The organism is Streptomyces sp. NPDC059906 (genome assembly GCF_042730645.1).
Classification (GTDB): Bacteria; Actinomycetota; Actinomycetes; order Streptomycetales; family Streptomycetaceae; genus Streptomyces; species Streptomyces rubrogriseus.
This window is the reverse complement of the sequence record NZ_JBHWKU010000001.1, coordinates 362,274-388,182: the sequence shown is the minus strand read 5'-3', so window position 1 is coordinate 388,182 and position 25,909 is coordinate 362,274. Positions and strand designations below refer to the sequence as shown.

Annotated in this window: 29 protein-coding genes; 6 read left to right on the top strand and 23 right to left on the bottom strand. The window is 71.0% G+C overall.

What is annotated here, in order from left to right:
• Positions 1–112 precede the first annotated feature (112 nt).
• From tsaE to alr, 3 genes are all read right to left on the bottom strand, one after another.
• Positions 113–655 carry a tRNA (adenosine(37)-N6)-threonylcarbamoyltransferase complex ATPase subunit type 1 TsaE gene (tsaE, locus tag ACFV9J_RS01950; RefSeq protein WP_385348345.1) on the bottom strand — a complete coding sequence of 181 codons (543 nt, stop codon included), beginning with the start codon at positions 653–655 and terminating at the stop codon, positions 113–115.
• Positions 656–745: 90 nt separating this feature from the next.
• A complete protein-coding gene (locus ACFV9J_RS01945) occupies positions 746–1,996 on the bottom strand; it encodes an alpha/beta fold hydrolase (RefSeq protein ID WP_385348342.1) in 1,251 nt (416 codons plus the stop codon).
• Between the two features lie 140 nt (positions 1,997–2,136).
• The gene (gene alr / locus ACFV9J_RS01940) at positions 2,137–3,312 is read right to left on the bottom strand and encodes an alanine racemase (RefSeq protein WP_385348339.1); all 1,176 of its coding nucleotides are present in this window, start codon (positions 3,310–3,312) and stop codon (positions 2,137–2,139) included.
• 132 nt (positions 3,313–3,444) lie between these two features.
• On the opposite strand from alr, the gene ACFV9J_RS01935 reads away from it, so the two are divergent.
• Entirely contained in the window at positions 3,445–3,816 is a 372-nt protein-coding gene (locus tag ACFV9J_RS01935) for a holo-ACP synthase (protein WP_385348336.1), read from the top strand.
• A gap of 38 nt (positions 3,817–3,854) precedes the next feature.
• Here ACFV9J_RS01935 and ACFV9J_RS01930 read toward each other — a convergent pair whose 3' ends face one another.
• Positions 3,855–4,463, bottom strand: coding sequence for a helix-turn-helix domain-containing protein (locus ACFV9J_RS01930; RefSeq protein ID WP_385348332.1), 609 nt, complete (start codon positions 4,461–4,463; stop codon positions 3,855–3,857).
• Between the two features lie 80 nt (positions 4,464–4,543).
• On the opposite strand from ACFV9J_RS01930, the gene ACFV9J_RS01925 reads away from it, so the two are divergent.
• Together ACFV9J_RS01925 and ACFV9J_RS01920 are read left to right on the top strand one after the other, a co-directional pair.
• A complete protein-coding gene (locus ACFV9J_RS01925) occupies positions 4,544–6,001 on the top strand; it encodes an NAD(P)H-hydrate dehydratase (RefSeq protein WP_385348329.1) in 1,458 nt (485 codons plus the stop codon).
• Positions 6,002–6,043: 42 nt separating this feature from the next.
• Positions 6,044–6,526: an ASCH domain-containing protein gene (locus ACFV9J_RS01920; protein ID WP_385348326.1), complete on the top strand. Its 483-nt coding sequence runs from the start codon at positions 6,044–6,046 to the stop codon at positions 6,524–6,526.
• Between the two features lie 20 nt (positions 6,527–6,546).
• Here ACFV9J_RS01920 and glmS read toward each other — a convergent pair whose 3' ends face one another.
• The gene (gene glmS / locus ACFV9J_RS01915) at positions 6,547–8,394 is read right to left on the bottom strand and encodes a glutamine--fructose-6-phosphate transaminase (isomerizing) (RefSeq protein WP_385348324.1); all 1,848 of its coding nucleotides are present in this window, start codon (positions 8,392–8,394) and stop codon (positions 6,547–6,549) included.
• Between the two features lie 110 nt (positions 8,395–8,504).
• Positions 8,505–9,311, bottom strand: coding sequence for a hypothetical protein (locus ACFV9J_RS01910; RefSeq protein ID WP_385348321.1), 807 nt, complete (start codon positions 9,309–9,311; stop codon positions 8,505–8,507).
• Positions 9,312–9,545: 234 nt separating this feature from the next.
• Between ACFV9J_RS01910 and coaA the strand changes: the two genes are divergently transcribed.
• The gene (gene coaA, locus ACFV9J_RS01905; protein ID WP_385348319.1) at positions 9,546–10,535 is read left to right on the top strand and encodes a type I pantothenate kinase; all 990 of its coding nucleotides are present in this window, start codon (positions 9,546–9,548) and stop codon (positions 10,533–10,535) included.
• Between the two features lie 71 nt (positions 10,536–10,606).
• The gene (locus ACFV9J_RS01900; protein ID WP_385348316.1) at positions 10,607–11,548 is read left to right on the top strand and encodes a DUF389 domain-containing protein; all 942 of its coding nucleotides are present in this window, start codon (positions 10,607–10,609) and stop codon (positions 11,546–11,548) included.
• Between the two features lie 85 nt (positions 11,549–11,633).
• Here the strand turns inward: ACFV9J_RS01900 and glmM are convergent, their stop codons facing one another.
• From glmM to ACFV9J_RS01880, 4 genes are all read right to left on the bottom strand, one after another.
• Positions 11,634–12,992, bottom strand: a complete 1,359-nt coding sequence (gene glmM, locus ACFV9J_RS01895; RefSeq protein ID WP_385348313.1) for a phosphoglucosamine mutase — start codon at positions 12,990–12,992, stop codon at positions 11,634–11,636.
• Between the two features lie 223 nt (positions 12,993–13,215).
• Positions 13,216–13,728 (bottom strand): 30S ribosomal protein S9, encoded by a 513-nt coding sequence (gene rpsI, locus ACFV9J_RS01890; protein ID WP_003974238.1) that lies wholly within the window; start codon positions 13,726–13,728, stop codon positions 13,216–13,218.
• A 42-nt stretch (positions 13,729–13,770) separates the two neighbouring features.
• Positions 13,771–14,214 (bottom strand): 50S ribosomal protein L13, encoded by a 444-nt coding sequence (gene rplM / locus ACFV9J_RS01885; protein WP_003974239.1) that lies wholly within the window; start codon positions 14,212–14,214, stop codon positions 13,771–13,773.
• A gap of 207 nt (positions 14,215–14,421) precedes the next feature.
• Positions 14,422–15,627, bottom strand: coding sequence for a glycosyltransferase family 87 protein (locus ACFV9J_RS01880; RefSeq protein WP_385348307.1), 1,206 nt, complete (start codon positions 15,625–15,627; stop codon positions 14,422–14,424).
• Between the two features lie 74 nt (positions 15,628–15,701).
• On the opposite strand from ACFV9J_RS01880, the gene ACFV9J_RS01875 reads away from it, so the two are divergent.
• Complete coding sequence (locus tag ACFV9J_RS01875; RefSeq protein ID WP_385348304.1) at positions 15,702–16,625, top strand: hypothetical protein; 924 nt, start codon at positions 15,702–15,704, stop codon at positions 16,623–16,625.
• Positions 16,626–16,644: 19 nt separating this feature from the next.
• Here ACFV9J_RS01875 and truA read toward each other — a convergent pair whose 3' ends face one another.
• From truA to rpsE, 13 genes are all read right to left on the bottom strand, one after another.
• Complete coding sequence (truA, locus tag ACFV9J_RS01870) at positions 16,645–17,502, bottom strand: tRNA pseudouridine(38-40) synthase TruA (protein ID WP_385348301.1); 858 nt, start codon at positions 17,500–17,502, stop codon at positions 16,645–16,647.
• A gap of 146 nt (positions 17,503–17,648) precedes the next feature.
• Positions 17,649–18,155: a 50S ribosomal protein L17 gene (gene rplQ, locus ACFV9J_RS01865; protein ID WP_362341832.1), complete on the bottom strand. Its 507-nt coding sequence runs from the start codon at positions 18,153–18,155 to the stop codon at positions 17,649–17,651.
• A 181-nt stretch (positions 18,156–18,336) separates the two neighbouring features.
• Complete coding sequence (locus tag ACFV9J_RS01860) at positions 18,337–19,359, bottom strand: DNA-directed RNA polymerase subunit alpha (RefSeq protein WP_003966937.1); 1,023 nt, start codon at positions 19,357–19,359, stop codon at positions 18,337–18,339.
• Between the two features lie 138 nt (positions 19,360–19,497).
• Positions 19,498–19,902 carry a 30S ribosomal protein S11 gene (gene rpsK, locus ACFV9J_RS01855; RefSeq protein WP_003948617.1) on the bottom strand — a complete coding sequence of 135 codons (405 nt, stop codon included), beginning with the start codon at positions 19,900–19,902 and terminating at the stop codon, positions 19,498–19,500.
• A gap of 67 nt (positions 19,903–19,969) precedes the next feature.
• Positions 19,970–20,350, bottom strand: coding sequence for a 30S ribosomal protein S13 (gene rpsM, locus ACFV9J_RS01850; protein ID WP_003974244.1), 381 nt, complete (start codon positions 20,348–20,350; stop codon positions 19,970–19,972).
• Positions 20,351–20,538: 188 nt separating this feature from the next.
• Positions 20,539–20,652: a 50S ribosomal protein L36 gene (rpmJ, locus tag ACFV9J_RS01845; protein WP_003974245.1), complete on the bottom strand. Its 114-nt coding sequence runs from the start codon at positions 20,650–20,652 to the stop codon at positions 20,539–20,541.
• Positions 20,653–20,720: 68 nt separating this feature from the next.
• Positions 20,721–20,942, bottom strand: a complete 222-nt coding sequence (gene infA / locus ACFV9J_RS01840) for a translation initiation factor IF-1 (protein WP_003948620.1) — start codon at positions 20,940–20,942, stop codon at positions 20,721–20,723.
• 470 nt (positions 20,943–21,412) lie between these two features.
• Positions 21,413–22,249, bottom strand: coding sequence for a type I methionyl aminopeptidase (gene map, locus ACFV9J_RS01835; RefSeq protein WP_385348296.1), 837 nt, complete (start codon positions 22,247–22,249; stop codon positions 21,413–21,415).
• Positions 22,250–22,400: 151 nt separating this feature from the next.
• On the bottom strand, positions 22,401–23,054 hold the full coding sequence (locus ACFV9J_RS01830; protein WP_003974247.1) for an adenylate kinase: 654 nt from the start codon (positions 23,052–23,054) through the stop codon (positions 22,401–22,403).
• Positions 23,054–24,367, bottom strand: a complete 1,314-nt coding sequence (secY, locus tag ACFV9J_RS01825) for a preprotein translocase subunit SecY (protein ID WP_003974248.1) — start codon at positions 24,365–24,367, stop codon at positions 23,054–23,056. The genes ACFV9J_RS01830 and secY overlap by 1 nt, the downstream gene beginning before the upstream one ends.
• Before the next feature lie 256 nt (positions 24,368–24,623).
• Positions 24,624–25,079: a 50S ribosomal protein L15 gene (gene rplO / locus ACFV9J_RS01820; RefSeq protein ID WP_003974249.1), complete on the bottom strand. Its 456-nt coding sequence runs from the start codon at positions 25,077–25,079 to the stop codon at positions 24,624–24,626.
• Between the two features lie 2 nt (positions 25,080–25,081).
• On the bottom strand, positions 25,082–25,264 hold the full coding sequence (gene rpmD / locus ACFV9J_RS01815) for a 50S ribosomal protein L30 (RefSeq protein ID WP_003974250.1): 183 nt from the start codon (positions 25,262–25,264) through the stop codon (positions 25,082–25,084).
• A 2-nt stretch (positions 25,265–25,266) separates the two neighbouring features.
• Positions 25,267–25,872: a 30S ribosomal protein S5 gene (gene rpsE, locus ACFV9J_RS01810; RefSeq protein WP_003974251.1), complete on the bottom strand. Its 606-nt coding sequence runs from the start codon at positions 25,870–25,872 to the stop codon at positions 25,267–25,269.
• Positions 25,873–25,909: the final 37 nt, after the last annotated feature.

The following is a 25,909-nucleotide window of genomic DNA, read 5'->3' as shown; positions in this document are numbered from 1 at the left end:
GGCATGCCTAACTACGAGCCGAGTACCATGTGACCACGCGCAAGACCCGGAACGCAATCTTTTGCCGACGCTTTGTCGGAAAATCCGGCGGGAGGACCGCGCCGGGCCGGTTTCAGCCGGCGAGGACGCTCACGTCGGCCGTGGCCCACCGCTCGCCCAGGCCGGTCACCGTCACGTGCCGCACCTCGTCCGTGGTGTCGCCGACGGCCCGGTCGATCCGGAGCCGCAGCCGGTCCTCGGTCAGCTCCTCGACCTTGCCCTCGCCCCACTCGACCACGATCACCGAGTCGGACAGGGACACGTCGAGGTCGAGGTCCTCCATCTCGTCGAGGCCGCCGGAGAGCCGGTAGGCGTCCACGTGGACGAGCGGCGGACCGTCACCGAGCGAGGGGTGCACGCGGGCGATCACGAAGGTCGGGGAGGTCACGGCGCCCCGCACGCCGAGCCCCTCGCCGAGACCGCGGGTCAGCGTCGTCTTGCCCGCGCCCAGCTCCCCGCTGAGCATCACCAGGTCACCGGCGCGCAGGAGCCCCGCGAGCCTGCGGCCCAGTTCCCGCATCCGCTCGGGCGAGGTGACGGTGATCTCGACGTCGGGCGCGGGCTCGGCGGCTCCGGCGGGCTCCGCCGGGATGTGCGGCTTTGCGGACTCTTCCATCGTCACTCACTCGCAGTAGTACACTTGTCACACCCCGCAAGGGGCCGGTCCGGGCTGGACCGCAGCCGGAAGGCTGGAAGCCGCTTCCTCTCAGGAAGAGGCGGAGTCACAGCCGTCCACGGTAGCCGTGAACGGGAACGCCCCTGCGCGGGCGAGCAGATCAGCGAGGCGGTCGGTGACGACTTCCGGGTGCTCCAGCATGACCAGGTGCCCGGCGTCCGGCACCAGTACCAACTCGGCGCCCGGCAAGAGGTCGGCGACCGCCTCGCTGTGCTCGCTCGGCGTCACCAGGTCCCGCACCCCGGCCAGCACCAGGACTGGGAGGCTTGCGAAGTGGGCGAGGGCCTCGGTCTTGTCGTGGTCGTTGAAGGCCGGGTAGTACTCGGCGACGACGTCGATCGGCGTCGACTCGATCATCCGCTCGGCGAACCGGGCCACGGCCGGGTCGACGTCCCGGGACGCGAACGAGTACCGCTTGATGATCCCCGCGAACAGGTCGGCCGTCGCCCGCCGCCCCTTCTCCACCAGCTCGGCCCGCTGCCCCAGCGCCCTGAGCACGCCCGGCAGCACCCGCCGCACCGCGTTGACCCCGGCCACCGGCAGCCCGAAGTTGACCTCGCCGAGCCGCCCGGACGACGTGCCGACGAGAGCGACGCCGACGACGCGCTCGCGGACCAGGTCCGGAAAGGCGTCGGCCAGCGCCATCACGGTCATGCCGCCCATGGAGTGGCCGACCAGCACGATCGGCCCCTCGGGCGCGGCCGCGTCGATGACGGCCTTGAGGTCGCGGCCCAGTTCGTCGATGCTGACCGGCCGGTCGTCCCGCGTCTGGGCCACGCCCCGCCCGGACCGGCCGTGGCTGCGCTGGTCCCAGTAGACGGTGCGGACGACGCCCCTGAGGGCCGCCCGCTGGAAGTGCCAGGAGTCCTGGTTGAGGCAGTAGCCGTGGCTGAAGACGACGGTGACGGGTGCGGGCGCCTTGCGGCCGAACAGCCGCCTGCGGCGCGGGGCGGGGTCGGCCCCGGCCTCCGGGCCGAGGCCGTCGACCTCGTCGACCTCGTCGACCTCGTAGTACAGCTCGGTGCCGTCCTCGGCGTACGCCTTGCCGGGCGTGCCGCGCAGTCCGCCGTAGGGGCCCGTCGAGTCGAGGGCGAGGCGGGCCCTCTGCCGCATCCCGCGGCCGACGGTGAGCCGTTCTATCGCCACGCCGGCCGCGGCGCCCGCCGCGACCACGCCTATCGCGACCCCGGCGATGCCGGTCGCCCGGCGCCAGCCGCCGGCGGCGGCCTCCGTGGCGGAGGCGACGGCCGCCGCGACGGCCTCCGCGTTGCTCTCGCTCACGTGCACCGCTCCTCTTCGCCGGGCCGTGCGGACGCCCGCCGGCCACTGATTCACCTGAACGCGCGGCCCGCGCGCGTCACTCGTCGACCGCTATGCGTTGACCGTCATGCGTCCAGTCGTCGACCGTCATTCGTTGACCGTCATTCGTTGACGTAGACGCGCGGGACTCGGCTTCCGATCCGGGTGACGATCTCGTACCCGATGGTGCCCGCCGCCTGGGCCCAGTCCTCGGCGGTGGGCTCGCCGCGGTCGCCCGGTCCGAACAGCACCGCCTCGGCGCCCGGCTCGGGCCGGTCCCCGCCCAGGTCGACGACGAACTGGTCCATCGCGATCCGCCCCGCGACCGTGCGCCACTTGCCGTCGACCAGCACGGGGCCGGTGGAGGAGGCGTGCCGGGGGATGCCGTCCGCGTAGCCGAGCGGGACGAGGCCGAGGGTGGTCTCGCCGGGGGTGGTGTAGTGGTGCCCGTAGCTGACGCCGTGGCCGCCGGGGACCTGCTTGACCAGCGCCAGCGAGGCGGCCAGCGTCATCACCGGGCGCAGCCCGAAGTCGGCCGGGGTGCCGATCTCGGGGCTCGGTGAGACGCCGTACATCGCGATGCCGGGCCGTACGAGGTCGAAGTGGGCGTCGGGGAGGGTGAGGGTGGCCGGCGAGTTGGCGATGTGCCGCACCTCGGGGCGCAGACCCTGCTGCTCGGCGTAGGCCGTCATCTCCCGGAAACGGGTGAGCTGGGCGGCGATGGAGGGGTGGCCGGGCTCGTCGGCGCAGGCGAAGTGGGACCAGAGGCCGGTGACCCTCAGCAGCCCCTCCTCCTCGGCCCGCAGCGCGGCCCCGACCAGCCGCTCCCAGTCCGCGCCGGGCTGGCAGCCGCCCCGCCCGAGCCCGGTGTCGGCCTTGAGCTGCACGCGCGCGGGCACCCCGGCCGCCCGTGCCGCCCCGGTGACCTCCTCCATGGCCCACATCGCGCTGACGGACACGTCGAGACGGGCCTCGACCGCCTCCCGCCAGGGCCCGCCGGGCGTCCACAGCCAGCACATGATCCGTACGTCGTCCGGCAGTCCGGGCTCCGCCGCGCGCAGGGCGAGGGCCTCCTGCGGGGTGGCGGTGCCGAGCCAGGTCGCACCGGCCGCGACGGCCGCGCGGGCGCAGGGGATCGCGCCGTGGCCGTAGGCGTCCGCCTTGACGACGGCCATGAGAGCCGCCCCGGGGGCCCGTTCGCGCAGTGCGCGTACGTTGGCCCGCAGGGCGGCCAGGTCGATCTCGGCCCGGGCGCGCAGTACCGCGTCCGCGTCCCGCCGAGCAGTTGTCTCGCTCATCGTGCCCCCAGTCTCTCAGAGCACCCGGCCACCCCGGCCGCACGGCGCCTGGCTGTGGCTATGGCCGTGGCCGTGGCCGTGGCCGTGGCTGTGGCTGTGGCTGTGGCTGTGGCTGTGGCTAGGGTTTCCGGCATGAGCATCATCGGGGTCGGGATCGATGTGGCCGAGGTCGAGCGGTTCGGGGCAGCGCTGGAGCGCACACCGGCCCTGGCGGGGCGGCTGTTCCTGGAGAGCGAGTTGCTGCTGCCCGGCGGGGAGCGCCGGGGCGTGGCCTCACTCGCCGCCCGGTTCGCGGCGAAGGAGGCGCTGGCCAAGGCGCTGGGCGCACCGGCGGGGCTGCTGTGGACGGACGCCGAGGTGTGGGTCGAGGCCGGCGGGCGGCCGCGGCTGCGGGTCACGGGGACGGTGGCCGGGCGGGCCGCGGAGCTGGGCGTGGCGTCGTGGCACGTGTCGCTGAGCCACGACGCGGGGATCGCGTCGGCGGTGGTGATCGCGGAGGGATAGGGGCGGGCGGGCCCCGGCCCCGGCCCCGGCCCCGGGGGTCAGCCGGCGGTCGGCCGGACCCGGATGTGCATGCGCTCGCCCTGCGCGCCGTACAGGGCGATCCACTCGACGGGCTGGTCCCCGGCGTTGGCGATGCCGTGCGGGACGCGGGTGTCGAACTCCGCCGTCTCCCCGGCCGTCAGGACGAGGTCGTGCTCGCCGAGGGCGAGGAGCAGGCGGCCGGAGAGCACGTAGAGCCACTCGTGGCCCTCGTGCGTCCCCTGCTCGGGGCGCGGTGTCCACTCCGTGCGCGGGGTGGCCGGGGCGGGGAGGATCTGCTTGTAGGCGTGCAGCCCGTCGTTGGGGTTCCGGGTGAGCGGGACCCAGGTCTGCCCGTGCCGGGTGAAGGGGCGGGGATGGACGCGGGGGTCGCCGGTGCGCGAGCCGACGAGTTCGTCCAGGGGCAGCCGGTGCGCGCGGGCCAGCGGCAGCAGGTGCCGCAGCCCCGGCTCGCGCTGCCCCGACTCCAGCCGGGACAGGGTGCTCACGGAGATGCCGGTGGCGGCGGCGAGCTGGGCCAGCGTGAGCCCGCGGGCCTGCCGGATGGCGCGCAGGCGGGCCCCGAGCGAGGTCATCACCTGTGCCGTCTCGTCGTCGCCGCCGCTCATGGGACCCACTGTCCCCCATCGCGGATTCCGGGGAGCGGCGGGCCGTGCGTGTTCCCGGCGTACGGGGAAGACTCGACGGCATGCGGACTGCGTACAGCGTGGAAACGGTCAGGAACGCCGAGCGGGAGCTGATGGCACGGCTGCCGGAGGGGGCGCTGATGCAACGGGCCGCGGCCGGGCTGGCCGCCGCCTGCGCCCGGGTGCTGGCCCGGGTGGCCGGGCGGGTCTACGGCAGCCGGGTGGTGCTGCTGGTCGGCAGCGGTGACAACGGCGGCGACGCCCTGTACGCGGGCGCGCGGCTGGCCCGGCGGGGCGCGGGCGTGACGGCGGTGCTGCTCGCGCCGGAGCGGGCGCACGGCGGCGGGCTGGCGGCGCTGCGGCGCGCGGGCGGACGGGTCGCGGAAGGCGGGGCCTCCGGTTCCGCCGAGGAGTTGATCGCGCGGGCCGATCTGGTCCTCGACGGCATCGTCGGGATCGGCGGCGCGGGCGGGCTGCGCAAGGAGGCCGTTCCGCTGGCGGACGCGGCCGCACGGTCCCGGGCCGCCGTCGTCGCCGTCGACCTGCCGAGCGGGGTCGACGCGGACACGGGCCGGGTGCGGGGGGACGTGGTCAGGGCCGACCTGACGGTGACGTTCGGGACGCACAAGCCGGGGCTGCTGATCGATCCGGCGCGGGAGTACGCGGGTTCGGTGCGGCTGGTGGGCATCGGTCTGCCGCTGCCCGGCGAGGCGGCCGAGCTGGAGGCGTTGCAGCACCCGGACGTGGCCCGGCTGCTGCCGGTCCCGGCGGGCGAGAGCGACAAGTACCGGCGCGGAGTGGTGGGCATCGCCGCCGGGTCGGCCCGTTACCCCGGCGCGGCCGTACTCGCCGTCGCGGGCGCGCTGCGGGGCGGGGCCGGGGCGGTGCGGTACGTCGGTCCGGCGGGGGACGCGGTGATCGCCCGTTTCCCGGAGACGCTCGTGTCCGACCAGGGGCCCGAGCGGGCCGGGCGGGTGCAGGCCTGGGTGGTCGGACCGGGTGCCGGTGACGACGCGGCGACCGTGGCCCAGGTGCTGGCGGCGGAGGTACCGGTGCTGATCGACGCGGACGGCCTGCGGCTGGCCGAGGCGGACGCGGTACGGGCGCGCACGGCACCGACGCTGATGACCCCGCACGCCGGGGAGGCGGCGGCGCTGCTCGGGGTGGGCCGGGAGGAGGTCGAGGCGGCCCGGCTGGCCTCGGTGCGCGAGCTGGCGGCGCGGTACGGGGCGACGGTGCTGCTGAAGGGCTCGACGACGCTGGTGGCCAGCGCGAAGGGCGGTCCCGTCCGGGTCAACGCGACGGGGACGTCGTGGCTCGCCACGGCCGGGAGCGGGGACGTGCTGTCCGGCCTGGCGGGGTCGCTGCTGGCGGCGGGCCTGTCGGCGGTGGACGCGGGGAGCGTGGGCGCGTACCTGCACGGTCTGGCGGGCCGCTTCGCCGCGGCGGGGGCCCCGGCGGGGGCGCACGACGTGGCGGCGGCGATCCCGCGGGCCTGGCGGGACGTGCGGGGGGAATGAGACCGCGGGGCCGGGTGCGGGCCTCGCCGGTACGGTGAGCACATGACCGCCGCACCGGCCCCGGACCCGGCCCTCCCGGACCCGGCCCTCCCGGACCTCGACGCGCTCCCCAAGGCGGAGTTCGCGTTCCCCGGTCCACTGCGCGACCGGCTCGTCGCCGCGATCCTCGACGGTTCGAAGACCGCGACGACGGGCCTGGTCGCCGACTACGAGCACGACGGCGATCCGCTGCCGCGGCCCGGGCACCGTGAGGTGGTCGTCGACTCGTCCGGCCGCCCGGTCGCGGTCATCGAGGTGACACAGGTGCGCGTCGTCCCGCTGGCCGAGGTGGACCTCGCCCACGCGGTCGACGAGGGCGAGGGACACACGAGCGTGGCCGAGTGGCGCGCGGACCACGAGCGGTTCTGGCACGGCGAGGAGATGCGCGCGGCACTGGGCGACCCGGGGTTCACGGTGGACGACGCGACACCGGCGGTCCTGGAACGCTTCCGGGTCGTCACCGTGCTGCCCGGTACCGCCGGCTGAGGGCCCCTCCGGGCCTACGCCTACTCCACCGTCACCGACTTCGCCAGGTTCCGCGGCTGGTCCACCTCGTTGCCGCGGGCCGTGGCCAGTTCGCAGGCGAAGACCTGCAACGGCACCGTGGCCACCAGGGGTTGCAGCAGCGTCGGGGTGGCCGGGATCCGGACGAGGTGGTCGGCGTAGGGGACGACCGCCTCGTCGCCCTCCTCGGCGATGACGATGGTGCGGGCGCCGCGGGCGCGGATCTCCTGGATGTTGGACACGATCTTGTCGTGCAGGATCGAGCGGCCGCGCGGGGACGGCACGACCACGACGACCGGCAGGTCCTCCTCGATCAGCGCGATCGGCCCGTGCTTCAGCTCGCCCGCCGCGAAGCCCTCGGCGTGCATGTACGCCAACTCCTTGAGCTTGAGGGCGCCTTCGAGGGCGACGGGGTGGCCGACGTGCCGGCCGAGGAAGAGCACCGTGTTCTTGTGGGCGAGGGAGCGGGCCAGTTCACGCACCGGGTCCATGGTCCCCAGGACCCGTTCGACGGCGCCGGAGATGCCGGACAGGTCGCGGACGACGTCGCCGATCTCGTCGCCGTACTTCGTGCCGCGCACCTGACCCAGGTAGAGGGCGACCAGGTAGCAGGCCACGAGCTGGGTGAGGAAGGCCTTGGTGGAGGCGACGGCGACCTCGGGGCCCGCGTGGGTGTAGAGCACGGCGTCGGACTCGCGGGGGATCGTCGAGCCGTTGGTGTTGCAGATCGCGAGGACCCTGGCGCCCTGTTCGCGGGCGTGGCGCAGGGCCATCAGGGTGTCCATGGTCTCGCCGGACTGGGAGATGGCGACGACCAGGGTCTGCTGGTCGAGGATCGGGTCCCGGTAGCGGAACTCGCTGGCCAGCTCCACCTCGCAGGGGATCCGCGTCCAGTGCTCGATGGCGTACTTGGCGATCAGCCCGGCGTGGAAGGCCGTACCGCAGGCGACGACGACGACCTTGTCGACCTCCCGCAGCACCCCCGGCGGGATGCGCACCTCGTCCAGGCTCAGCGTGCCCGAGCCGTCGATGCGGCCGAGCAGGGTGTCGGCGACGGCCTTGGGCTGCTCGGCGATCTCCTTGAGCATGAAGGAGGCGTAGCCGGCCTTCTCGGCGGCCGAGGCGTCCCAGTCGACGTGGTAGGAGCGGACGTCCGCCGGGGTGCCGTCGAAGCCGGTGACCCGTACGCCGTCCCGGCGCAGCTCGACGACCTGGTCCTGGCCCAGCTCGACGGCGTTGCGGGTGTGGGCGATGAAGGCCGCGACGTCCGAGGCGAGGAAGTACTCGCCCTCCCCCACGCCCACCACGAGCGGCGAGTTGCGGCGCGCGCCCACGACCACGTCCGGCGCGTCCGCGTGCACCGCGACCAGCGTGAACGCGCCCTCCAGCCGCCCGCACACCAGCCGCATCGCCTCGGCGAGGTCGGCACGGGCCGAGTACTCCTCGGCGAGCAGGTGGGCGACGACCTCGGTGTCGGTCTCGGACGGCAGTTCGTGGCCGCGCTCGGCCAGCTCGGCCCGCAGCGGTGCGAAGTTCTCGATGATGCCGTTGTGGACGACGGCCACCCGGCCCGCGTTGTCGAGGTGCGGGTGGGCGTTGGCGTCCGTGGGGCCGCCGTGGGTGGCCCAGCGGGTGTGGCCGATGCCGGTGGCGGCGGACGGCAGCGGGTGTTCGGACAGTTCCTTGTCGAGGTTGACGAGCTTGCCGGCCCGCTTGGCGGTGGCGAGGCCGCCGTCCGCGAGCACGGCGACGCCCGCCGAGTCGTATCCCCGGTATTCGAGCCGCTTCAGTCCGGCCATCACGACATCGAGTGCCGGCTGAGGCCCTACGTATCCCACGATTCCGCACATAAGCGGCAGCCTACGAGCAGGATCGGCCGCGCGGTGGCCGCAAAGCGGGCTTCCTGTGCCCGATATCGGAAATTCCCACCGGGGTACGAACGCCGTCCGCGGGCCGGAGGTCAGCCGAGCTTGGCGACCTGCGCGTCGACGACCTCGGCGGGGACCTCGAATTCCGCGCCGGTCATCATCGAGGAGAGGTTGACGGCGCCGAAGGTGGCGAGGGTGGCGCCCTTGCGGACCACGACGAGCTTCATGAGCCCGCTGCTGTCCCCGCCGGTGGCCACACCGATGTCGACGGTGAGCCCCTCGTCGCCGCCCTTGGGGGCGTCCGCCGCCTTCACTTCAGTGACCTGCATCTTGTCGCTGCCCACGGTGGCGACGAAGCCGCCCGCGCACTTCTCGACGGCCGCCTTCAGACCCGCCACCGCCTGCTCGGCGCCGCCGTCCGCGTAGGAGGCGACGTTCAGCAGGATCTTGTTGACGTCGATGTCGGTCATGTCCTGGCCGTCCGGGCCCTTGCTCTCGGAGGGCGACTCCGACTGCCCCTGCCAGGAGCGCTGGACGTCCGCCGCCGGCTCGCCCTGGGCCACCGCGCCCTGGACGTAGACGAGCGGCAGGCAGGCCTTGTCGTCCGCCGAGATCTGGTCCTTTGCCACCTGGTCGTCCGCCGACAGCTCGGTGGCGACCTCGCCGTTCTTGACGTCGGCCTGGGCCAGGGCGACCTTCTCCAGCTCGGCGGCGGTCAGCGCCTTGCCCGCCGGTGCGGACTCTTCGGCACCCTCCGCCGGGGCGGACTGCTCCGTCTTGGCCGTCTCCTCCCCGGCCGCGCCGTCGTCGTCGGACGACCCGCCGCAGGCGGTGGCGAGCAGGGCCAGGGCGGCGGCGGAGGCCGCGAGGGCGGTACGGCGGACAGCGGTCGAACTCACGGCGGCACTCACGGCGGCACTCTTTCGTCGGTTCACTTCGGGGGATGTCGACTCGCGTCGGAATCTGTCGAGTCACGTCGGGGCCGGTGATGAGATCCGGTCGACTTTGCCCGCACCTTACCTACGGCAATCGCACGTACGATCGAAACCGGCCAGCCGAGACCCGACCGTGATCTTGCCGGGGCGTGACGCACCCCACCTGCCGCCCCGTTCGTACTCCGTTAACAATGGACTGTGATCTCTCCGGTCCCCTCGATCCCCCGGAGCGCCCACCGGCAGCGGCCGGAGGCGACTCCCTACGTCGACCTCACCCGCCCCGAGTGGAGCGCGCTGCGCGACAAGACGCCGCTGCCGCTGACCGCCGAGGAGGTCGAGAAGCTGCGCGGCCTCGGCGACGTCATCGACCTCGACGAGGTGCGGGACATCTACCTCCCGCTGTCCCGGCTCCTCAACCTCTACGTCGGCGCCACCGACGGACTGCGCGGCGCGCTGAACACGTTCCTCGGCGAGCAGGGCTCCCAGTCCGGCACCCCCTTCGTCATAGGGGTCGCCGGTTCGGTGGCGGTGGGCAAGTCCACCGTCGCCCGCCTGCTCCAGGCGCTGCTGTCCCGCTGGCCCGAGCACCCGCGCGTGGAGCTGGTCACCACCGACGGCTTCCTGCTGCCGACGCGGGAGCTGGAGGCGCGCGGCCTGATGTCGCGGAAAGGTTTCCCCGAGTCGTACGACCGCCGGGCGCTCACCCGGTTCGTCGCCGACATCAAGGCGGGCAAGGCGGAGGTGACCGCCCCCGTCTACTCCCACCTCATCTACGACATCGTCCCGGACCAGCGGCTCGTCGTCCGCCGCCCCGACATCCTGATCGTCGAGGGCCTCAACGTGCTCCAGCCCGCGCTGCCCGGCAAGGACGGCCGCACCAGGGTCGGCCTCGCCGACTACTTCGACTTCAGCGTGTACGTCGACGCGCGCGCCGAGGACATCGAGCGCTGGTACCTCAACCGCTTCCGCAAGCTGCGCGCGACCGCCTTCCAGAACCCCTCCTCGTACTTCCGCAAGTACACGCAGGTCTCGGAGGAGGAGGCCCTCGACTACGCCCGCACCACCTGGCGGACCATCAACAAGCCCAACCTGGTGGAGAACGTGGCCCCCACCCGGGGCCGGGCCACCCTGGTGCTGCGCAAGGGCCCCGACCACAAGGTCCAGCGCCTGAGCCTGCGCAAGCTGTGAGGCGGGCGAGGCCGGCGGCGCGGGTGGGGCCGTCGGCGCGGGTGGGGCCGTCGGCGCGATAGAAATACCGGATGCTGCATCTGCGCCTGATCACTCCGGCCGACCGCACCGACGAGGTGGTCCGCCTGATCGACCGTACGGTCGGCACCACCCACCTCGTCGTCCTGCCGGGCGCCGCCCGTGAACCCGAGGGCGACGTCGTCATGTGCGACGTGGCCCGCGAGGCCGGGGACGAACTCATCAACGGCCTGCGGGCGTTGGGCATCGACAGCTGCGGCGCCATCACCGCCGAGAACATCGACCTGTCGTTGTCCGAGCGCGCCGACCAGGCCGAGCGGGACGCGCCCGGCGAGGCCGCCGACGCGGTGCTGTGGGAGCAGTTGGAGGAGGCGACGCACGAGGAGTCGACGCTCTCCATCACCTACGTCGCCTTCATCACGCTCGCCACGATGATCGCGGCCTGCGGTGTGGTCCTCGACAACGCGATCCTGATCGTGGGCGCGATGGCGGTCGGCCCGGAGTTCGGCCCGCTGGCCGGGATCTGCACGGCGATCGTCCAGCGGGCCCCGCGGCTCGCCCTGCGCTCGGCGATCGCCCTGCTGGTGGGCTTCGCCGTGGCGATGGCGGTGACGGTGGGCTTCAGCTGGATCATGGACGGCTTCGACCTCTTCAGCGAGGGCAAGCTGGAGGGCGACCGGCCCAACACCGGCTTCGTCTACGCCCCCGACGCCTTCTCCTTCGTGGTGGCGGTCCTGGCCGGCATCGCGGGCACGCTGTCCCTCACCTCGGCGAAGTCCGGCGCCCTGGTGGGCGTCGCCATCTCGGTCACCACGGTCCCGGCGGCCGCGAACGCCGCCGTCGCCCTGAGCTTCGGCGACACCGACCAGACGGTCGGCTCCACCGAACAACTCCTGCTCAACCTGGCAGGCATCGTGGTCGCCGGAACCCTGACCTTGCTGGCCCAGAAGGCACTCTGGTCAACCCAACGAGCCCGGATGAGCAAACCCACCTAGGGGCGCGGGGAACGGCGCGACCAGCCACAACGAACCCGCACCCCGCATCACACAGAACTCCCCACCCCGAACCCGGCATCAAGAACTAACCGAGCGCGGACTTCACAACGTCGGCCAACCGCCCCGCCACAGCCCGAGCCTGCTCGATATCCGCAGCCTCCACCATCACCCGCACAAGAGGCTCCGTCCCGGAGGAACGCAACAACACCCGCCCGGTGCTGCCAAGCTCCCGCTCCGCCTCGGACACCGCTGCGGCCAACTCGGCAGAGGTGCTCACCCTCGACTTGTCCACGTCCGGCACATTCACCAGCACCTGCGGCAGCCGCTCCATCACGGACGCGAGGTCCCGCAGCGTACGCCCGGTCTGCGCGACCCGCGCCGCCAGCATCAGGCCGGTCAGCGTGCCGTCACCCGTGGTGGCGTGGTCGAGGATGATGACGTGGCCGGACTGCTCGCCACCGAGGGCGTAGCCGTGCTCCTTCATCTCCTCCAGCACGTACCGGTCACCGACCCCGGTCTGCACGAACCGGATGCCCTCGCGCTCCATGGCGAGCTTGAAGCCAAGGTTGGACATGACGGTCGCGACGACGGTGTCCGAGCGCAGCGCCTCGCGCTCCCGCATCGCCAGGGACAGCACGGCGAGGATCTGGTCGCCGTCGACCTCCGCACCGGTGTGGTCCACGGCCAGGCAGCGGTCGGCGTCGCCGTCGTGGGCGATGCCCAGGTCGGCGCCGTGCTCGACCACGGCGGCCTTGAGCAGGTCGAGGTGGGTGGAGCCGCAGCCGTCGTTGATGTTGAGGCCGTCGGGCACCGCGCCGATGGTGACCAGTTCGGCACCGGCCCGCGCGAACGCCTCCGGCGAGACCCGGGAGGCCGCGCCGTGCGCCTCGTCGAGGACGATCTTCAGTCCGTCGAGGCGGTTCGGCAGGACCCCGACGAGGTGGGCGACGTACTGGTCGAGCCCCTCGTCGTAGTCCCGGACGCGGCCGACCCCGGCGCCGGTCGGGCGGTCCCAGGGGGCGCCGGTGCGGTGGTCGGCGTAGACGGACTCGATGCGGTCCTCCAGCTCGTCGGCGAGCTTGTGGCCGCCGCGGGCGAAGAACTTGATGCCGTTGTCGGGCATGGCGTTGTGGCTGGCGGACAGCATCACGCCGAGGTCGGCGCCGAGCGCGCCGGTGAGGTGGGCCACCGCGGGCGTCGGCAGCACGCCGACCCGCAGCACGTCCACACCGGCGCTGGCGAGGCCCGCGACCACCGCGGCCTCCAGGAACTCCCCGGAGGCGCGCGGGTCCCGGCCGACCACCGCGGTCGCCCGGTGCCCGGCGAAGGTGCCCGCCTCGGCCAGTACGTGCGCCGCGGCGACGGAGAGGCCCAGCGCCAGCTCGGCCGTCAGATCCGCGTTGGCGACGCCGCGCACGCCGTCCGTGCCGAAGAGTCGTCCCACTTGTCCTCCTGAGGAAACGTCAATTCCGGAAGCGGCTGCCGATGAGTCGGCCCACGCAGTCGGCTCCCGAAGACTCGGGCACGCATCGCCCGGCCAACGATCACATAAGCCTTAGAACGTCTTGTGCCGTTATACGCCCAACGGCAGGGATAAACGAATGCCCCGGCAGCACAGTGGCGTGCCGCCGGGGCGTTCGGAGTACAGCCGGACCAGCCGGTACGACTTAGCGCTTGCTGTACTGCGGGGCCTTGCGGGCCTTCTTCAGACCGGCCTTCTTGCGCTCGACCGCACGGTCGTCGCGCTTGAGGTAACCGGCCTTCTTGAGGGCGCCGCGGTTGTTGTCCACGTCGGCCTCGTTCAGCGCGCGGGCGACACCGAGACGGAGCGCACCGGCCTGACCGGAGACGCCGCCGCCGGAGATGCGGGCGATGACGTCGTAGCGGTTGTCCAGCTCGAGCACCTTGAAGGGCTCGTTGACTTCCTGCTGGTGCACCTTGTTCGGGAAGTAGTCCTCGAGCGTGCGCCCGTTGACCTTCCACTTGCCGGTGCCCGGGACGATCCGGACGCGGGCGATGGCGTTCTTGCGACGGCCCAGGCCGGCGGCCGGCTGCGGCTCGCCGAACGCGGAGGCCATCGACTCCGAGGTGTACTCGCCCTCGACGGGCACCTCGGACTCGGTGGTGTAGCTGTCGATGTCGATCTCTTCGAGCGGCTGCTCGGGAGTGGTCTCGGCCACGATGCTCCTCAGATTCTCTTCAGTCTTAAAGGGTGGCCGGAACTACTGCGCGACCTGGGTGATCTCGAACGGCTGCGGCTGCTGCGCGCCGTGCGGGTGCTGGTCACCCTTGTAGACCTTCAGCTTCGAGAGCATCTGACGGCCCAGGGAGTTCTTCGGGAGCATGCCCTTGATGGCCTTCTCGACGGCCTTCTCCGGGTTCTTGTCCAGGAGCTCGTCGTAGCGCACGGAGCGCAGACCGCCCGGGTAGCCGGAGTGGCGGTACGCCATCTTCTGGGTCCGCTTGTTGCCGGAGAGGTGCACCTTGTCGGCGTTGATGATGATGACGAAGTCACCGGTGTCGACGTGGGGCGCGTAGATCGGCTTGTGCTTGCCGCGCAGGATGGAGGCCGCAGTGGTGGCCAGACGACCCAGGACGACGTCCTGGGCGTCGATGACGTGCCACTGGCGCGTCACATCGCCGGGCTTGGGGCTGTACGTACGCACGGTTCGTAGCCTTCGCTTCTTCAGTGAGTGGTCCTGACATGGTCACCGAAGACGATCACGACAGCCCTGACCGCACCGCGGTGACGCATACCGCGTGCAGGTCGCTGGTCATCGGTCCCGGTGGACCGGTGTAAGGGCCCCTCACGTGAGAATGAGCAAGCCAATACACATACGACTGTGCAGAATACCCGGGCCCCGGCGGCCGGGTCAAAACGGGGCCGCCGGGGCGCGCTCCCGCTCCGGCGCACGCCCCGGCGGCACCCGCTCTCCGGCGCCCCTCGGACCGGTCCGGGCCTGCCGGGCGACGGTCACCGCGAGGACGCACAGCGTGAACGCGTCCCGGAAGGCACGCCGCCGCTCCCCCTCCAGCCAGGGCCAGGTCAGGCCGGGTGCCTGGGGCACCAGGGCGATCCAGAACCACACCCCGCGGGCCACCGACCCGGCGTACGGCAGCCCGGCGAGCAGCAGCGGCAGGGCGACCAGGAGGTAGTGGTCGTAGGACGGCCGGGAGACGAGGAACGCCGAGAGCATCAGTCCCGCGCCGGTCTCCGCGAGCCGCAGCGGACCGGGGTCGGCACGGCGCCAGCGCCGGTACGCGCAGAGCACCCCGGCGCAGGCCGCGGCCACCGCGAGCCCCTGCGCGAGCGCCGGCGGCACCCCGAGCCGGGGCAGAACGGCCGCCGGGGAGGCCTCGTAGAGCCGTACGAAGCCGTCGTCGCCGTGCAGCAGGAAGGGCAGGGTGCGGGTGAAGAAGCCCGCCGGGTCGGGCATCGCCAGCGCCGCCGCCGCGGAGGCCAGCGCGGGCACCAGGACGGCCGCGAGCAGCGCCCGCCACCGCCCGGCGAAGAGGAAGAGCAGGACGACGGGCGCGAGCAGCGGCTTGAGCGCCACGGCCGCCCCGATGACGGCCCCCGCCCCCGTCCAGCGCCCCCGGCTCGCCAGCAGCAGGGCCAGCGGCAGCGCCACCGCCGCGGTCACCGTCCAGTTGCCGAGCCGCACCAGGTGCCCGAACGGCGCGAAGCCCAGCGCGAGCCCGGTCAGCCCGAGGACCGCGAGCCTGCTGCCCAGCGGCACCCGGTGCAGGCGCAGCGCGCAGGCCCAGGCCAGCGTCAGCAGGACGGTCACCGCGCAGGGCACCAGGACCCGCAGCACGGCCCCGGGCAGCAGCGCCTGCGGGACGGCGGCCAGGACGGCGCTCGGCAGGTAGAGGAAGTGCGGATCGTCGTACGGGGAGCCGCCGGCCAGCCAGGTGCGGGCGGCCCGCACGACGATCGCGTTGTCCATCCCGCCGTCCGAGGTCGTCCGTGCCGCGTGCGCGGCGGACGCCGCCAGCACCGTCACGAGCACCGCCCACGGATGCCTTCCCGCCGGCCGCACCAACCACCCCGAGATGTCGCTTTTGCCCGTCCGCATGCACGGAACGCTAGGCCCTGCGGCCCCCAAGTCCCCGCACCAGCACGCCCTTCGGCCCGTCTAAGATGCGCCCCATGAGCTTTGGGCAGGGGGGACCTCAGTCGCAGTGGGATCCCTGGACACCGCAATCGCAGCAGTCGCAGTCCCAGCAGTCGCAGCAGCCGCAGTCCCAGCAGCCCTGGAACAGCGGGAGCAGTGACAACTCGCCGGACTGGGCTGCCCTCGCCGAGGCCTCCGAGGCCCGTGCCAAGCGGCGACGGCTGTTCCTCATCGGCGGCGGCGCGCTGGCCACCGTGGCGATAGCCGGTGCCGTCGCGGTGGCCGTGGTCTCGGCGAACGGCTCCGACCAGGCCTCCGACGGCGGTTCCTCCCAGCTCCCGACGACCGCGGAGATACCCAGCGCGACGGCCACCGAGCCGTCCTTCGCCCCGACCAGCGCCCCGCCGCCGCTGGACCCGAAGGACTTCGTCTCCAGCGTCAAGAAGGACAAGGCCCCGCTCAGCCCGGACCTGCTCTTCCCCGGGACCCAGCTGACCATGGGCGAGACGGTCTACAAGAAGGGCCCGACGGCCGACACCCGCACCTGCGGCTCCGCCGTCCAGGGCACCCTGCCGAAGGTCCTCGACGCCAACAAGTGCACGCGCCTGATCCGCGTCACCTACACCAACGGCGACACCGCCGTGACGGTCGGCGTGGCCGTCTTCGACACCGAGGCGCAGGCCGCGAAGGCCAAGAAGGACGCCGACAAGAAGAGCATCGTGCGCTCCCTGTCCGGCGGCGGCGTCAAGGCCTTCTGCACCGGCGCCGTCTGCCGCTCCACCACCAACTCCTACGGCCGTTACGCCTACTTCACGGTCGCCGGCTTCACCGGCGCCAAGGACGTCACGGAGAAGTCCACCGGCGTGTTCCGGGCCGGTGACGACCTGGCCGAGTTCGCCTTCCGGCAGATCCGCCGACGCGGTGAGGCCCAGGCGTCGGCGGCGGCGGAGGCGGGCTGACGGCCCGCCGCCCGCCCCGTCAGCAGCAGCCGGTTCCCGGCAGCGACCGCTTGTTGCGCGCCTCCTTGTTCCGGGCGGCCAGCAGCTCGTCGGCCGGGTAACCGACCTCCTCAAGCGTCAGCCCGTGCGGCCGTACGACGTGCACGGCCGAGTCCCGTACGCCCGCGGCGAGCACCTTGGCCGGCCACTCGGGCCCGCGGTGCCCGTCGCCGACGAACAGCAGCGCCCCGATCAGCGAGCGCACCATGTTGTGGCAGAAGGCGTCGGCCCGCACGGTGGCGGTGATGATCCCGTCGTCCTCCCCGCGCACCAGACTCAGCTCCTGCAACGTCCGGATGGTGGTCGCCCCCTCCCGCTTCTTGCAGTAGGCGGCGAAGTCGTGCTCGCCCAGCAGTCCGCGGGCGGCCTCGTTCATGGCGTCCACGTCGAGCGGCCAGTCGTGCCACAGCACGTGCCCGCGCAGCAGCGGGTCGACGCCGCCGGGATTGTCGGTGACCCGGTAGGCATAGCGCCGCCAGACCGCCGAGAACCGCGCGTTGAACCCGCTCGGCGCCTCCCTGAGCGCCCAGACCCGCACGTCCCTGGGCAGCCGACCCGCGAGCCGCTTGAGCAGCTTCACGTGGTGCTCGGCCCACACCTCGCGCGGCAGATCGACATGGGCGACCTGCCCCCGCGCGTGTACCCCGGAGTCGGTCCGCCCCGCCACGGTCAGCTCGTACGTCTCCCGCGACCGGGTGACCGTCCGCAACGCGTCCTCGATCTCCCCCTGCACGGTCCGCCGCCCCCCGGCCTGCTTGGCCCACCCGGAGAACTCGCTCCCGTCGTAGGAGAGATCGAGACGGACACGGACATGACCGGGCTGCACTTCGTCACTCACCCAGAAATCCTCTCACCCACACGAAAGCGGGCCCGCTCCTGGAAAGGAACGGGCCCGCCAACGCCCTGCTTTCAGGGGCGCGGGGAACTGCGCGACCAGCCACGACGAAAGCCGCAGCCGCAATCGCACAGCCCCCGGCAGAACGCTTACGCGTCCTTGGACTCCTCAGCCGCAGCCTCGTCGTCGCCCTTGGTCGTGTCGACCTTGGCCTCGGAAACCTCGGCGGAGCCCTCCGCGTCCTTGGCGGCACGCTTGGTCGCGGCCTCGGCCTCACCCGTGGCCTGCTGCGCCACGGTCAGCGCCTCGACCAGCTCGATGACGGCCATGGGCGCGTTGTCGCCACGACGGTTACCGATCTTGGTGATCCGGGTGTAGCCACCGGGACGGTTCTCGTAGCGCGGGCCGATCTCGGTGAAGAGCGTGTGGACGATGCTCTTGTCCGTGATCACCTGGAGCACCTGACGGCGGTTGTGAAGGTCGCCCTTCTTCGCCTTGGTGACCAGACGCTCGGCGTACGGACGCAGCTTGCGCGCCTTCGCCTCGGTGGTGGTGATCCGGCCGTGCTCGAAGAGGCTCTTCGCCAGGTTCGCGAGGAGCAGCTTCTCGTGCGCGGCACTGCCGCCCAGACGGGCACCCTTGGTGGGCTTCGGCATGGTGTTTCTCCTAGGTGTCTGCCCCGGCCGTATCAGGTACCGAAGTCAGTATCCGAGCAGGCGGTTGCCTGTCGAAGATCCGGACAGGGCCCCGAAGGGGCCCGTCCGGAAGGGGCGCGGGGAACTGCGCGACAAGCCACAGCGCACCCGCACCCGAGAACGGACCAGCTGGCCCGAGCTCTCAGTACTGCTCGGTCTCCACGAAGCCGGCGTCCGCGTCGTCGTCCGCGCCAAAAGCGTCCGCCGCAGCGGTCGGGTCGAACCCGGGAGGCGAGTCCTTCAGCGCCAGGCCCATGCCGGCCAGCTTGGCCTTGACCTCGTCGATCGACTTCGCACCGAAGTTGCGGATGTCGAGCAGGTCGGCCTCGGAACGGGCCACGAGCTCACCCACGGAGTGGATGCCCTCGCGCTTGAGGCAGTTGTACGACCGAACGGTGAGCTCCAGCTCCTCGATCGGCAGCGCCAGATCGGCGGCGAGCGCGGCGTCCGTCGGGGACGGACCCATGTCGATGCCCTCGGCGTCGATGTTCAGCTCGCGGGCGAGACCGAACAGCTCGACCAGGGTCTTGCCGGCCGACGCCATGGCGTCGCGCGGACGCATGGCCTGCTTGGTCTCGACGTCGACGATCAGCTTGTCGAAGTCGGTGCGCTGCTCGACACGCGTGGCCTCGACCTTGTACGTGACCTTGAGAACCGGCGAGTAGATCGAGTCGACCGGGATGCGCCCGATCTCCTGACCGACCTGCTTGTTCTGCACGGCGGAGACGTAGCCGCGACCGCGCTCGACGGTCAGCTCCATCTCCAGCTTGCCCTTGCCGTTGAGCGTGGCGAGGACGAGGTCGGGGTTGTGCACCTCGACACCGGCCGGGGGCGCGATGTCGGCGGCGGTGACCAGACCCGGGCCCTGCTTGCGCAGGTACATCACGACCGGCTCGTCGTGCTCCGAGGAGACGACCAGCTGCTTGATGTTGAGGATCAGGTCGGTGACGTCCTCCTTGACGCCCGGCACGGTGGTGAACTCGTGCAGGACACCGTCGATGCGGATGGACGTGACCGCCGCACCCGGAATCGAGGACAGGAGGGTCCGGCGCAGGGAGTTGCCGAGGGTGTAGCCGAAGCCCGGCTCCAGCGGCTCGATGACGAACCGGGAGCGGAACTCGTCGACGACCTCTTCGGTCAACGAGGGACGCTGAGCGATCAGCATGTGGTGATCCTTCAGTCAGGGGCGCCCGCTATTTGACGCCCGACCAGTACTGCAAGGGTACGGGCGATACGACCCGAAAGAGCCGTACCGCCCGGAAACCCTGGTGAAGCGTTGAAGCGATGCCGCGGTGAAGCGGGATCAGACGCGACGACGCTTCGGCGGACGGCACCCATTGTGCGGGGTGGGCGTGACGTCCTGGATGGAGCCGACCTCGAGGCCGGTCGCCTGCAGGGAGCGGATGGCGGTCTCACGACCGGAACCCGGGCCCTTGACGAAGACGTCGACCTTGCGCATGCCGTGCTCCTGCGCGCGGCGGGCAGCCGACTCGGCGGCCATCTGCGCGGCGAACGGCGTGGACTTCCGGGAGCCCTTGAAGCCGACGTGGCCGGCGGAGGCCCAGGAGATCACGTTGCCGGTCGGGTCCGTGATGGACACGATCGTGTTGTTGAACGTGCTCTTGATGTGCGCGTGGCCGTGAGCGACGTTCTTCTTTTCCTTGCGGCGCACCTTCTTGGCAGCGCCCTGACGTCCCTTGGGGGGCATGTCGTTCTCCTACGGGAGGTGGTCGGTCCTACAGCGAAGACCGCTGGACGGCGAAGTCCGCTGCGGACTACTTCTTGCCCGGCTTCTTCTTGCCGGCGATGGCGCGACGCGGGCCCTTGCGGGTGCGGGCGTTGGTGCTGGTGCGCTGACCGCGGACGGGCAGACCGCGACGGTGGCGCAGACCCTGGTAGGTGCCGATCTCGACCTTGCGGCGGATGTCGGCCTGCACCTCGCGACGGAGGTCACCCTCGGTCTTGATGTTGTTGTCGACGTACTCGCGGATCGCGACGAGCTGCTCCTCGGAGAGGTCCCGAACACGGGTGTTCGGGTCCACGCCGGTGGCGGCGAGCGTCTGCTGCGAGAGGGTCCGGCCGATGCCGAACACGTAGGTGAGGGCGATCTCGACGCGCTTTTCGCGCGGGATGTCAACACCGGAAACGCGTGCCATTCAATGGCTCCAGTTGATTGTCGGAGGTCTTCCACAGAACCGGTCCCCGGCCGCCGTATGAGGTACGTATCGGGTCCCCGGCCTCCGAACCGGGGGTGTCGGACGCCTGGGCGCCCGGGTCCTGCGTATGAACATGTTCAGCTCGCGTCGCGCGAAGTCATGCGAATCGCGGAGGGAACGGTCAGGCTTCAGCCCTGGCGCTGCTTGTGGCGCGGGTTGTCGCAGATGACCATGACCCGACCGTGACGGCGGATCACCCTGCACTTGTCGCAGATCTTCTTGACGCTCGGCTTGACCTTCATGGGTGTGAGGTTCTCCGGGTCAGTTGCCGGCGGACCCGCGTGCGGAACACGCGGGACGTGGGCAAGATCTACTTGTACCGGTAGACGATCCGGCCACGCGTCAGGTCGTACGGAGACAGCTCCACCACGACCCGGTCGTCAGGGAGGATGCGGATGTAGTGCATACGCATCTTGCCGCTGATGTGTGCCAGGACCTGGTGGCCGTTCTGGAGCTCGACCTTGAACATGGCGTTCGGAAGAGACTCGACGACAGTGCCCTCGATCTCGATGGCACCTTGCTTCTTGGCCACGCTTCGCCCTTCGAATCGACTACCTTGATCGACTCATCGCGCAACCCTCAAGACATGGGGGTGCACGGGAGCCGACGAGTCAGTCTACGTCAGCGAACCCGGAAAGGCGAAACGAGGAAGTCTGCCCCGGATGCGAGATCGTTATGCAAGGGGGTCGGGAGCAGCCGTGATCCCCAGCTCGGCCAGTTTGGCCCTGCCGCCGACCGATCCTTCACGCCCCTCTCGCGGGCTCGGCGCTAGGGGCGCCTCACAGGCTTCGAGCGGCTGCGCCCGCCTCCGACCGGCGGTCGTGGCTCGGGCCGGCGTCAGGCCAGCGGATCCGGCGCGGCCGTGATCCCCAGCTCGGCCAGCTTCGCCCTGCCGCCGACCGATCCTTCACGCCCCTCTCGCGGGCTCGGCGCCAGGGGCGCCTCACAGGCTTCGAGCGGCTGCGCCGGCCTCCGACCGGCGGTCGTGGCTCGGGCCCGGCGTCAGGCCAGCGGATCCGGTGCGGCCGTGATCCCCAGCTCGGCCAGCTTCGCCCTGCCGCCGTCGGGGGCCGTCAGGACCAGCGGGCCCTGTTCCGTCAGGGCCACCGAGTGCTCCCAGTGGGAGGACCAGGTGCCGTCCGTGGTGATGACCGTCCACTCGTCGGAGAGGACCTCGGTGCGGGGGGTGCCGAGGGAGACCATCGGCTCGATGGCGAGGCAGAAGCCGGGGACGAGCTTCGGGCCCTTGCCGCGGCGGCGGTCGACGTAGTTCAGCAGGTGCGGGTCCATGTGCATCTCGGTGCCGATGCCGTGGCCGCCGTAGTCCTCGATGATCCCGTACTTGCCGCCGCCGGGCTTGGGCTGGCGGCGGATGTAGGTCTCGACGGCGCGGGAGACGTCCACCAGGCGATTGCCCTGCTTCATGGCGGCGATGCCCGCCCACATCGACTCCTCGGTCACCCGGGACAGCTCGACCAGCTCCGGGGAGTGACCGGAGCCGACGAAGGCCGTGTAGGCGGCGTCGCCGTGCCAGCCGTCGATGATCGCGCCGCAGTCGATGGAGATGACGTCGCCGTCCTTGAGGACCACGTCGTCGGACGGGATGCCGTGGACGACGACTTCGTTCACCGAGGTGCAGATGGTGGCGGGGAAGCCGCCGTACCCGAGGAAGTTCGGCTTCGCGTCGTGCTCCGCGAGGACCTTGCGGGCGACCTGGTCCAGGTCCTTGGTCGTGGCGCCGGGCACGGCGGCCTCGCGGGTGGCCGCGTGGATGGCGGCGACGACCAGCCCCGCTTCGCGCATCTTGGCGATCTGCTCGGGGTTCTTGATCTGCACCATGGGGGCTGCGGCCTTTCTGGACGGGACTGGACCGGTACGGAGGAGGGGCGCGGGAGGGGAACGGTTCCCACGATACGGGGCGGAGCCCCCCACCCCACAGCACAGCCGCGGCCCCCTGAGCGAGGGACCGCGGCTGCAGCCGGGCGGAGTACTACTGGTCGCGCTTGAGCGCCTCCAGCGCGCGGCGGGTGACCTCGTCCACGGGGCCCGTCGCGGCGATGGTGGCGACCAGGCCCTGCGACTTGTAGTAGTCGATGATCGGCTCGGTCTGCGTGTGGTAGACCTCGAGCCGCTTGCGGACCGTCTCCTCGGAGTCGTCGTCCCGCTGGTACAGCTCGCCGCCGCAGACGTCGCAGACGCCTTCCTTCTTCGGCGGCGTGTACGTCACGTGGAAGACGTGGGCCGAGTCGTTGCGGCAGACGCGCCGGCCGGCGATCCGCTTGACGACCTCGTCCTCCGGGGCCTCCAGGTCCAGCACCGCGTCGAGCTTCATGTCCTCGGTCTCGAGCAGCTCGTCCAGCGCCTCGGCCTGGGAGACGTTGCGCGGGAAGCCGTCCAGCAGGAAGCCGCCCTCGGCGTCGGGCTGCTCCATGCGGTCCTTCGCCATGGCGATGGTGACCTCGTCCGGCACGAGATTGCCGGCGTCCATGTAGGACTTCGCGAGCTTGCCCAGTTCGGTCTGCTGGCTGATGTTCGCGCGGAACAGGTCGCCCGTGGAGATGTGCGGAATGTGCAGCGTCTCGGCAAGGCGGGTGGCCTGCGTTCCCTTTCCGGCACCCGGAGGCCCGACGAGGACGATTCGCATCAGCGGAGGAACCCTTCGTAATTGCGCTGCTGGAGCTGGCTCTCGATCTGCTTCACCGTCTCGAGACCGACACCCACGATGATCAGGATGCTGGTGCCGCCGAACGGGAAGTTCTGGTTTGCCCCGAAACCAGCCAACGCCATTGTCGGGACGAGAGCGATCAGACCCAAGTACAGCGAACCCGGCCAGGTGATCCGGTTGAGTACGTAGCTCAGATACTCAGCGGTCGGTCGGCCAGCCCGGATGCCCGGGATGAAGCCACCATACTTCTTCATGTTGTCCGCGACTTCCTCGGGGTTGAACGAGATGGCCACGTAGAAGAAGGCGAAGAAGACGATCAGGAAGAAGTACAGGATGATGTGCGGCGTCGCCGCGGTGTCCGCGAGGTTCTTCGTGATCCAGGTGGCCCAGCCCGCCGTCGAGTTCGAGAACTGGACGATCAGTGCCGGGATGTAGAGCAGCGACGAGGCGAAGATGACGGGGATGACACCCGCCTGGTTCACCTTGAGCGGGATGTACGTCGAGGTGCCGCCGTAGGAGCGGCGGCCGATCATGCGCTTCGCGTACTGCACGGGGATGCGGCGCTGGGCCTGCTCCACGAAGACCACCAGGCCGACCATGACCAGGCCGACGAGGATGACCGTGCCGAACTCGATCCAGCCGTCGGCCAGCTCGCCCTGCTTCTTGATGGCCCACAGGGCGGACGGGAAGGTCGCGGCGATCGAGATGAACATCAGGATCGACATGCCGTTGCCGATGCCGCGGTCGGTGATCAGCTCGCCGAGCCACATGACGACACAGGTACCGGCGGTCATGCAGATGACCATGACGACGGTGGTGAAGATCGCCTGGTCGGGCACGATCTGACCGGCGACGGTGCAGCCGGAGAAGAGGGCGCCGCTGCGGGCGGTGGCCACCAGGCCGGTGCCCTGCAGGATGGCGAGCGCGACGGTCAGGTAACGGGTGTACTGCGTGATCTTCGCCGTACCGGCCTGGCCCTCCTTCTTGAGGGCTTCCAGGCGCGGGATCACGACGGTCAGCAGCTGCAGAATGATGCTCGCCGTGATGTACGGCATGATGCCGAGCGCGAAGACCGTGATCTGCAGCAGGGCGCCACCGCTGAACATGTTGACCAGGCCGAAGAGGCCCTGGTTGCCGGACGCCTGGTCCACGCACTCCTGGACGTTCTTGTAGTCGACGCCTGGAATGGGAATGTGGGTACCGAGTCGGTACACCACGATGATGCCGAGCGTGAAGAGCAGCTTCTTGCGCAGGTCGGGCGTCTTGAACGCCCGGGCGAACGCGGTGAGCACGGTGCCTCCTGCGACCCCCGCGCTACTGCGTCAAGGGTGACGGTCTTGAGGTTCGACTGACGACTGATAAGTGGACGGCTAAGGGAATAACGTTGAACCGCCGTCAAGAGTGCCTCATGTGACGCACCCGTGAAAGAGGGCAGCGCAGGCCACCTTACCGGCGGGAGTACTCCCCTTGGAACGACCAACCGGGGATACCCCTTTTGTGGGGCATCCCCGGTCGGGATCGCTCATGTCATCGACACGTCCGAGTGGTTCAGACGAGCTCGGTGACGGTACCGCCGGCGGCGGTGATCTTCTCCTTGGCGGAGCCGGAGACGGCGTCGACCGTCACCTGCAGCGCCACCGAGATCTCGCCCTGGCCGAGGACCTTGACGAGGCTGTTCTTGCGAACGGCACCCTTGGCCACCAGGCCCTCGACGGTGACCTCGCCACCCTCGGGGTACAGCGCGGCCAGCTTGTCGAGGTTCACGACCTGGAACTCGGTCTTGAACGGGTTCTTGAAGCCCTTCAGCTTCGGAAGACGCATGTGGAGGGGCATCTGGCCACCCTCGAAGCGCTCCGGAACCTGGTAGCGAGCCTTCGTGCCCTTGGTACCACGACCGGCCGTCTTGCCCTTCGACGCCTCACCACGACCGACACGGGTCTTGGCGGTCTTGGCGCCGGGGGCCGGACGGAGGTTGTGGATCTTGAGCGGGTTGTTCTCCGCCATGATCAGTCGACCTCCTCGACCGTCACGAGGTGGCGGACGGTGTGCACCATGCCGCGGAACTCGGGGCGGTCCTCCTTGACGACCTGCGTGTTGATCCCCTTGAGACCAAGGGAGCGCAGGGTGTCACGGTGGTTCTGCTTGCTGCCGATGTAGGACTTGACCTGCGTAATCTTGAGCTGCGCCATGATTACGCACCCGCCCCGGCACGCGCACGGAGAAGGGCCGCGGGGGCGACGTCCTCGAGCGGCAGACCACGGCGGGCCGCGATCTCCTCGGGACGCTGCAGGCCCTTGAGGGCCTCCACGGTCGCGTGCACGATGTTGATCTGGTTGTCGGAGCCGAGCGACTTCGACAGCACGTCGTGGATACCGGCGCACTCGAGCACGGCGCGCACCGGACCACCGGCGATAACGCCGGTACCGGGGGACGCGGGCTTGAGCAGCACGACGCCGGCAGCCTTCTCACCCTGGATGGGGTGCGGGATGGTGCCCTGGATGCGGGGGACCTTGAAGAAGTGCTTCTTGGCCTCCTCAACACCCTTGGCGATGGCGGCCGGCACCTCCTTGGCCTTGCCGTATCCGACACCCACGGTGCCGTCACCGTCGCCCACCACGACCAGCGCGGTGAAGCTGAAGCGACGACCACCCTTCACAACCTTGGCGACGCGGTTGATCGCGACAACGCGCTCAACGTAAGCGGTCTTCTCGGCGGCACCTGCGCCACCGTCACGGCCCTTCCGGTCCCGCCGCTCGCCGCCACCGGCACCGCTGCCGCGGCGCTGGGGTCCAGCCATTGGAATTACCTCTCTCTGTTTCCGGCGCTGCACAGCG